The following is a 9,433-nucleotide window of genomic DNA, read 5'->3' as shown; positions in this document are numbered from 1 at the left end:
AGTACTTGTGCTCGCACTTGACGACGGATTCGAGGCTGGTGCTGGTCGTCCCGTACTCCTTGCTCAGGAGGGGGACGAGGGTGCGGCCGCAGCCGCGCCGGTCGCGGTCCCGGCGGGCGGGCTCGGTGAGCGGCTGGCGGCGCTTCCGGCGGCCGAGCGGCTGCGCGCGGTGACCGAGCTGGTCACCGCGCACACGGCGGCGGTCCTGGAGTACGGGCCGGAGGGCACGGTCGATCTCCGCGCGCCCTTCAGGGACCTCGGCTTCGACTCGCTGATGACGGTGGAGCTGCGCAACGCGCTCGCCGCGGCCACCGGGCTGAGCCTGCCCAGCGGACTCCTCTTCGCCCACCCGACCCCCGCCGCGCTGGCCGGACATCTGCTGGCCGAGCTGACCGGCACCAACGCCACCGACGACGGCCGCCGCGCGCCGGCGGACGCCGGTGAGCCGATCGCCATCGTGGGCATGGCCTGCCGCTACCCGGGCGGCGCCACCTCGCCGGAGGCGCTGTGGAAGCTGCTGTCCGAGGGCGGTGACGCGATCTCCGGCTTCCCGGAGGACCGCGGCTGGGCCGAGGACCTCTTCGACCCCGAGCTCCGCGAGCCGGGCCGCAGCGCGGTGGACGCGGGCGGCTTCCTGCACGGTGCGGGCGGTTTCGACGCCGGCTTCTTCGGCATCGCGCCGCGCGAGGCGCTGGCCATGGACCCGCAGCAGCGGCTGCTGCTGGAGACCGCGTGGGAGGCCGTGGAAGGCGCGGGCATCGACCCGGGCTCGCTCCAGGGCAGCCGCACCGGCGTGTTCATCGGCGGTACGGCGCTGGAGTACGGCCCGCGCATGCATGACGCTCCCGCAGGCGTCCACGGTCACGTCCTGACCGGCTCCACCGCGAGCGTCATGTCGGGCCGCATCGCCTACCAACTGGGCCTCATCGGCCCCGCCGTAACAGTCGACACGGCCTGCTCGTCGTCCCTGGTCGCGCTGCACATGGCCGTACGGTCGCTCCGCTCCGGGGAGACCGGTCTCGCTCTGGCGGGCGGCGTCACGGTGATGGCCACCCCCGGCATGTTCGTGGAGTTCTCCAAGCAGCAGGGCCTCGCGCCGGACGGGCGGAGCAAGTCGTTCTCCGCGTCCGCGGACGGCACGTCCTGGGCCGAAGGTGTGGGCCTGCTGCTGGTGGAGCGGCTCTCGGACGCGCGGCGCAACGGCCACCAGGTCCTCGCGGTCGTGCGGGGCACCGCGATCAACCAGGACGGCGCCTCCAACGGCCTCACCGCTCCGAGCGGACTCGCCCAGCAACGGGTGATCCGTGAGGCGCTCGCCGACGCGGGCCTGAGCGCCGCGGCCGTCGACGCGGTGGAGGCCCACGGCACCGGCACCCGGCTCGGCGACCCGATCGAGGCCGAGGCGCTGCTCGCCACGTACGGCCAGGGCCGTGAGGGCGAGCCGGTGTTCCTGGGCTCGCTGAAGTCCAACATCGGCCACACGCAGGCCGCCGCCGGTGTCGGTGGCATCGTGAAAATGGTCCAGTCGATGCGGCACGGGACACTGCCGAGGACGCTGCACGCCGACGAGCCGACGCCGCACGTCGACTGGTCCTCCGGCGCCGTGGAGCTGCTCACCGAGGAGCGGGTGTGGCCGCGCACCGGGCGTCCGCGCCGGGCCGCCGTCTCGTCGTTCGGGATCAGCGGCACCAACGCGCACGTGATCCTGGAGGAGGCGGCCGAGGCCGACGTACCGGCGCCGGCCGTCACGCCCGCTCCGGCCACGCCGGTGCCGTGGGTGCTCTCCGCCCGCGACGAGGCGTCGCTGCGGGCGCAGGCGGCCCGGCTGCACGAGCACATCGCCGCGCGGCCGTCACTGCCGGTCGCCGACGTCGGCCGCTCGCTGGCCGCCCGTACGGCGTTCGACCGGCGGGCGGTGGTCACCGGCACGGAGACCGCCGGCTTCCTGGCGGGCCTCCAGGCGCTGGCGCGCGGTGAGCAGTCGCCGCACCTGGTGGTGGGCGACGCGGGCCGGACCGGCCGAACGGCCTTCCTCTTCACCGGCCAGGGCGCCCAGTACCCGGGCATGGGACGGGAGTTGTACGCCTCCCACCCGGTCTTCGCGCAGGCGCTGGACGAGGTGGCGGCGGCGCTGGACGGCCATCTGGCACGGCCGCTGCTGGAGGTGATGTTCGCCGCCGACGGCTCCGACGACGCCGCGGCGCTGCACCGTACGACCTACACGCAGCCCGCACTGTTCGCCGTCGAGGTGGCGCTGTTCCGGCTGCTGGAACACCACGGCCTGGTGCCCGACCGGCTGACCGGGCATTCGATCGGCGAGCTGGCCGCCGCCCAGGTGGCCGGAGTGCTGTCGCTGCCCGACGCGGCGGCCCTGGTCGCCGCGCGCGGCCGGCTCATGCAGGCGGCCCGTACCGGCGGCGCGATGATCGCCGTGGAGGCCGACGAGGCCGAGGTGGTACGGAGTCTGACCGGCCACGGTGGCGCGCTCGCCGTAGCCGCGGTGAACGGCCCGGACGCGGTCGTGGTCTCCGGTGACGAGGAGGCCGCCGAGCAGGTCGCGGCCCACTGGCGGGAGCAGGGACGCCGGACGCGCCGGCTGCGCGTCAGCCACGCCTTCCACTCACCGCACATGGACGAGATCCTGGAGGAGTTCCGCGCGGTCGCCGCCGCGCTGGAGTTCCACGCGCCGGTGATCCCGCTGGTGTCGACGCTGACCGGCGAGCTCGCCACCGCCGAGGAGCTGGCCTCGCCGGACTACTGGGTGCGGCAGATCCGCTCCACCGTGCGGTTCCTGGACGCGGTCCGCACGCTGGAGGCCGACGGGGTCACCCGGTTCGTCGAGGTCGGCCCCGACGCCGTCCTCACGGCGATGGCGCAGGCCTCGTTCACCACGGACCACGCCACCGCCGTCCCGCTGCTGCGCGCGGGCCGCCCCGAGGCCGCCGTCCTCGCCACCGGTCTCGCCCGGGCGCACGCGCTCGGCGCCGGACTGGACCTGGACACGTTCTTCACCGGCGCCGCCCGCACCGGCCTGCCGACGTACGCCTTCCAGCACGAGCACTACTGGTTCGTCCCCGAGGAGCGGACCGACGCGGGCGGCCTCGGTCTCACCGCCTCCGGACACCCGCTGCTCGGCGCTTCGGTGGAGCTGGCCGAGAGGGACGGCACGATCCTCACCAGCGTGCTCTCGCCGGCCCGGCAGCCGTGGCTGGCCGACCACGGCATCAGTGACGCCGTCCTCGTGCCCGCCACCGTCTTCCTCGAACTGGCCGTGGCAGCGGGCGAGCAGGCCGGAACCGGCCGGGTGGAGGAGCTGACGCTGGAGGCGCCGCTGGTGCTGGCCGAGCGCCGCAGCACCCGCCTGCAGGTCACCATCGGCGCACCCGAGGCCGACGGCAGCCGCTCCTTCGCGGTGCACGCACAGCCCGTGACGGACGACGACGCCCCGGCCCCGTGGACCCGCCACGCCTCCGGCACCCTCACCGCCCCCTCCCCCGCACCCGCTCCCCAGGCCCCGGGCCCCTGGCCGCCCGCGGGTGCCGTCGCCGAACCCCTCACCGACGTGTACGAGCGCCTCGCCGGCCTCGGTTACGCGTACGGCCCGGCCTTCCAGGGCCTGCGGAGCCTGTGGCGGCGAGGTGAGGAGCTGTACGCGGAGCTGCGGCTGAGCGACGACCAGCGCGAGGCGGCGCACGGGTACGCGGTCCATCCGGCGCTGCTCGACGCGGCGCTGCACCCGATGGTGCTGGACGCGGCCCGGGACGGCGATGACGACCGGGAGATCCGGCTGCCGTTCGCCTGGAACGGGACGGCCGTGCACGCCGTGGGCGCGAGCGAGCTGCGGGCCCGGCTGGCCCCGGCCGGACCCGACGCCTACACGCTGACGCTCACCGATCCCACCGGTGCGCCGGTCGCCACCATCGACCGGATCTCGCTGCGGCCCGTCCCGAAGGACCGGCTCGGCCAGACCGCGAACGCCCGTGCCGAGGCGCTCCACACCGTCTCCTGGCCCGTGGTCCCCGCACCGGCCGGAGCCACGGTGACCTTGGCCGAGGCGGCCGGCGAGGTCCTTCCGGATCCTGCGGGCGCCGACGCGGTCGTCGTCACGTACGGGCCGGCGAGCGGTGACGCGCACACGGCCGAGGCGGCGCACGAGGCGGCGACGCGGTCCCTGCGCATCGCCCGCGACTGGCTGGCCGACGCCCGGTTCGCGGAGACCCGCCTGGTGTTCGTGACGCACGACGCCGTGGCGGTCCGCCGCGGTGACCGGCTCACCGGCCTGGCCGCCGCGCCGGTGTGGGGCCTGGCCCGGTCGCTCCAGTCCGAGCACCCGGACCGGGTGGTCCTGGTCGACCTGGACGCCGCCGGCGCGGAGCTGCTGGCCGCCGCCGTCGCGAGCGGCGAGCCGCAGGTGGCGGTCCGCGAGGGCGCGCTCCATGTGCCGCGGCTGGCCCGGGCGGTGCGCGCCGAAGTGGCCGCCGGTCCGGACCTCGGGCCCGACGGCACGGTGCTCGTCACCGGCGGCACCGGTGGCCTGGGCGGGCTGCTGGCCCGCCATCTGGTGGCCCGGCACGGCGTGCGCCGTCTGCTGCTGACCAGCCGACGTGGCCCGGACACGCCGGGCGTCGACGCGCTGCGCGCGGAACTCGCGGAACTGGGCGCCGAGGTCACCGTGGTGGCCGCCGACGCGGCCGACCGCGCGGCTCTCACCGCCGTACTGGACACCATCCCGGCCGAGCACCCGCTGACGGCCGTGGTGCACACGGCAGGTGTCCTGGATGACGCCACGGTGGAGTCCCTCACCGATGAGCAGCTCGTCTCGGTACTGCGGCCGAAGGTGGACGCGGCGTGGAACCTGCACGAGCTGACGCGGGAACACGAACTGGCCGCGTTCGTCCTGTTCTCCTCCGTCTCCGGCATCACCGGCACGGCCGGCCAGGCCAACTACGCCGCCGCCAACACCTATCTGGACGCGCTCGCCGCCCACCGGTCCGCCCTGGAGCTGCCGGCGCTCTCGCTGGCCTGGGGCCTGTGGGGCGGCGGAAGCGGCATGGGCACCGCGCTGGGCGAGGCGGACCTCGCGCGCTGGGCCAGGGCCGGTATCACGCCGCTGGCTCCGGACCACGGCCTGGAGCTGTTCGACGCCGCGCTCGCCGGTACGGACGCGCTGGCCGTCCCGGTCACATTCGACGCGGCACGGCTGCGCGCCGCCGCCGGAGCGCCGCCCGCACTGCTGCGCGGCCTGGTCAGGCCCCGTCCCCGTACCGCCGCTGCCGGAGGAACGGGCGAGGGCGCCTCGCCGTGGGCACGGCGGACGGCGGCGCTCGGCGAGGCGGAGCGGCGTGCGGCCGTCCTCGCGCTGGTCCGCTCCACGGTCGCCGCCGTGCTCGGCCATCCGGACCCCGAAGCCGTCGATCCGGACCGGGCGTTCAAGGAGGCCGGCTTCGACTCGCTCTCCGGTGTGGAGCTGCGTAACCAGCTCTCCGCCACCACCGGTCTGCGGATCCCCGCGACCGCCGTCTTCGACCACCCGTCGCCCGCCGCGCTCGCCGCGTACGTGGACGACCAGGTCTCCGGCACCCGCGCGGCCGGTCCGGTGGCGGTGCGGGCGTCGGTGGCGGACGAGCCGATCGCGATCGTCGGGATGGCGTGCCGGTTCCCGGGCGGAGTGCGTTCGCCGGAGGAGCTGTGGCGGCTGGTGGCGGACGGGACGGACGCGATCAGCGAGTTCCCGGACAACCGGGGCTGGAACCTGGAGGAGCTGTACAACGCGGATCCGGACGTCATCGGCACGTCGTACGTCCGGCACGGCGGGTTCCTGCACGAGGCGGACCGGTTCGACCCGGCGTTCTTCGACATGTCACCGCGTGAGGCCACCGCGACCGATCCCCAGCAGCGGCTTCTGCTGGAGACGGCGTGGGAGACCTTCGAGAACGCCGGTATCACTCCGGCCTCGGTGCGCGGAAGCAACGCCGGAGTCTTCACCGGAGTGATGTACGCCGACTACGCCTCGCGCCTGGCATCGGCCCCGGAGGAGTTCGAGGGCTTCCTGCTCGCCGGGAACCTCTCCAGCGTGGTCTCCGGCCGCCTCGCCTACACCTATGGTCTGCAGGGTCCGGCGATCACCGTCGACACCGCCTGCTCCTCGTCGCTGGTGGCGCTGCATCTCGCCGCCGACGCGCTGCGCCGGGGCGAGTGCGACCTGGCGCTGGCCGGCGGGGTGACGGTCATGTCGGGACCGAACACGTTCGTCGAGTTCTCGCGGCAGCGCGGGCTCTCGCCGGACGGCCGGTGCCGCTCCTTCTCGGCGGACGCGGACGGCACCGGCTGGTCCGAAGGCGTCGGTCTGCTGCTGGTGGAGCGGCTCTCGGACGCCCGGCGCAACGGCCACCGGGTGCTGGCGGTGGTGCGCGGATCGGCGGTCAACCAGGACGGCGCCTCCAACGGCCTCACCGCGCCCAACGGCCCGTCCCAGGAGCAGGTGATCCGCCAGGCCCTGGCCAACGCGGGCCTCGCCGCCGCCGAGGTGGACGCGGTGGAGGCGCACGGCACCGGCACCACGCTCGGCGACCCGATCGAGGCGCAGGCGCTGCTGGCGGCGTACGGCCAGGACCGTCCTGAGGACCGGCCGCTGTACCTGGGTTCGCTGAAGTCCAACATCGGCCACGCGCAGGCGGCCGCCGGGGTGGGCGGTGTCATCAAGATGATCGAGGCCATGCGCCACGGCACACTGCCGAGGACGCTGCACCTGGACGAGCCGTCCCCCCACGTTGACTGGGAGTCGGGAGCGGTCGCGCTGCTGACGGAGGAGCGGGAGTGGCCCGCCGAGGACGGGCGGCCGCGCCGGGCCGGCGTGTCGTCGTTCGGCATCAGCGGCACCAACGCGCACGTGATTCTGGAGCAGGGCCCCGAGGACGCTCCGCGTGAGGAGGAGGAGGAGGCCGGACCCGAGGCGGTCCTGCCGCTGGTGGTCTCCGCACGGGACGAGGCGGCGTTGCGCGACCAGGCCGGCCGGCTGTACGAGCACCTCGTACGCCACCCCGGACTGCGCACCGCCGATGTGGGCCTCTCGCTGCTGAGCACCCGGGCGCTGCACGAGCGATCGGCCGCCGTCGTCGGCGACCGCGAGGAGCTGCTGAGCGGCCTCGAAGCGCTCGCGCACGGCCGTACGGCACCTGCGGTGGTGCGGGCCGCGTCCGGCCGGCGCGGCGGGACGGCGTTCCTGTTCACCGGACAAGGCAGCCAGCGGCTGGGCATGGGCCGGGAGCTGTACGCGACTTCACCGGTGTTCGCCGAGGCACTCGACGCGGTGTGCGCTCACCTGGACGGTGAACTTCCCAGGCCGCTCAAGGAGGTTCTCTTCGCCGAGGCGGGCTCCGCCGAAGCGGAGCTGCTGGACCGGACCGTCTTCACGCAGGCCGCGCTCTTCGCCGTCGAGACGGCGCTGTTCCGGCTGCTGGAACACCATGGCGCGACGCCGGACTATCTGCTGGGCCACTCCATCGGTGAGCTCACCGCGGCCCATCTCGCGGGCGTCCTGGAGCTGGCGGACGCCGGTGTCCTGGTCGCCGCGCGCGGCCGGCTGATGCAGGCAGCGCGTGCCGGAGGCGCGATGGCGGCGGTCCAGGCGAGCGAGGAGGAGACCCTCGCCTCGCTCGCCGGCTTCGGTGACACGGTCGCCGTCGCCGGGGTCAACGGACCGGACTCCGTCGTCGTCTCCGGCGACGAGGACGCGGTGGAGAGGATCGCCGCGCACTGGCGGGAACAGGGCCGCAAGACGAAGCGGCTGACCGTCAGCCACGCCTTCCACTCGCCGCACATGGACGAGGTGTTGGAGGAGTTCGCGGCGCTCGCCTCGGGCCTCACGTTCCACGCCCCGAAGATCCCGGTCGTCTCCAACGTCACCGGAGTGCTCGCCACCGACGAGCAGCTGCGCTCGCCGGAGTACTGGGCCGGGCACATCCGCGCGGCCGTGCGCTTCCACGACGGGATCCGCTTCCTGGAGGACCAGGGCGTCGGCGACTTCGTGGAGGTGGGCCCCGACGGCGTGCTCACGGCCATGGCGCAGGCCTGCCTGACGAAGGAGGCCGCTCTCCTGACCCCGGTGCTGCGCTCCGGCCGGTCCGAACAGCACACCACGCTCGCGGCACTGGCCCTCCTGGAGCTGCGCGGCGGCGGCCTGGACCGGTCGGCCCTCTTCCCGGGCGCAACACGGGTGGAGCTGCCGACGTACGCCTTCCAGCACTCGCGCCACTGGCTGGAGGCGCCTTTGGTCCCGGGCGACGCGGCGGGGCTCGGGCTGGTTGCCACCGGGCATCCGCTGCTCGGTGCGGCGGTGCCGACGGCCGGTCAGGACGGGTTCCTGTTCACCGGCCGGGTCTCCCGCCACACCCATCCGTGGCTCTGGGACCACGCCGTGCACGGTGTCGCGCTGCTGCCGGGAACGGCGTTCGCAGACCTCGCGCTGCGCGCCGGCGAGCACGTCGGGTGCGCCGAGGTCGACGACCTCACGCTCACCGCGCCGCTCGTCCTGCCGGACCGCGAAGAGGTACGGATGCAGGCGGTGCTGGGCGCGGCGGACGACGCCGGCCGCCGCACGCTGGAGGTCTACTCGCGGCCGGGCACGGACGACCTGACGCCGTGGACCCTGCACGCGACCGGCCGTCTGGCGGCGGCATCCGGCCGTCCGGCCGAGGTGCCCGAGCTCGGCGCCTGGCCGCCCGCTGGTGCGACGGAGGCCGATCTGGGGGGCGTGTACGAGCGTCTCGCCGGCCACGGATACGCGTACGGGCCCGCCTTCCAGGGGCTGCGCCGGGTCTGGTACACGGAGACGGAGCTGTTCGCGGAGGTCGCGCTCGCGGAGGCGCAACAGGCGGACGCCGCACGGTTCACCGTGCATCCGGCGCTGCTGGACGCGGCGCTGCACCCGCTGCTGCCAGGAGTCGCGGACACCGGCCGGCCGGCCGTGCTGCCGTTCGCCTGGTCCGGTCTGACCGTACGCGCCACGGGCGCCACGGAGCTGCGGGTGCGGCTCTCGACGACCGGGCCGGAGACCGTCGCGCTCACGGTCACCGACGGCCTGGGCGCGCCGGTGGTTTCGGTCGGCGAGCTGGCCCTGCGGCCGCTCTCGGAGGAGACGCTGCGAGCGGCGGCCGACGCGCACCGCGAGGGCCTGCTGGAGGTGCGGTGGACGGAGGCCGGTGCGGTACGCGCGGTGGCCGACGAGCACACCGTGCTGCTGGGCGAGGCTCCGGACACCGGATTCGACGCCTTGACCCGCTACCCGGATCTGGCGGCGCTGGTGGCGGCGGTGGAGGCCGGGGCCGAGGTCCCGGCTGTGGTGCTGACCGCACCACAGCCGCTCCAGGACGGCAACCTGCCCGAACAGGCCCGCGAGGCAGCCGTACGCCACCTCGAACTGGCCCAAGCCTGG

2 protein-coding genes are annotated in these 9,433 nt (G+C 74.9%); one reads left to right on the top strand and one right to left on the bottom strand.

Going from position 1 to position 9,433, the window contains the following annotated elements:
- Positions 1-193: hypothetical protein (locus ABZ154_RS34240; protein WP_356838306.1), on the bottom strand; the 193-nt coding region annotated here is incomplete at its 3' end.
- Between ABZ154_RS34240 and ABZ154_RS34235 the strand changes: the two genes are divergently transcribed.
- On the top strand, positions 170-9,433 hold a 9,264-nt coding region (locus ABZ154_RS34235), incomplete at its 3' end, for an SDR family NAD(P)-dependent oxidoreductase (RefSeq protein WP_356838305.1). The two genes, ABZ154_RS34240 and ABZ154_RS34235, sit on opposite strands and share 24 nt — an antisense overlap.

Source organism: Streptomyces sp. NPDC006261, assembly GCF_040613515.1.
Taxonomy (GTDB): domain Bacteria; phylum Actinomycetota; class Actinomycetes; order Streptomycetales; family Streptomycetaceae; genus Streptomyces.
Note: the sequence above shows the minus strand (reverse complement) of the source record. Positions and strands in the feature narration are given on the sequence as shown.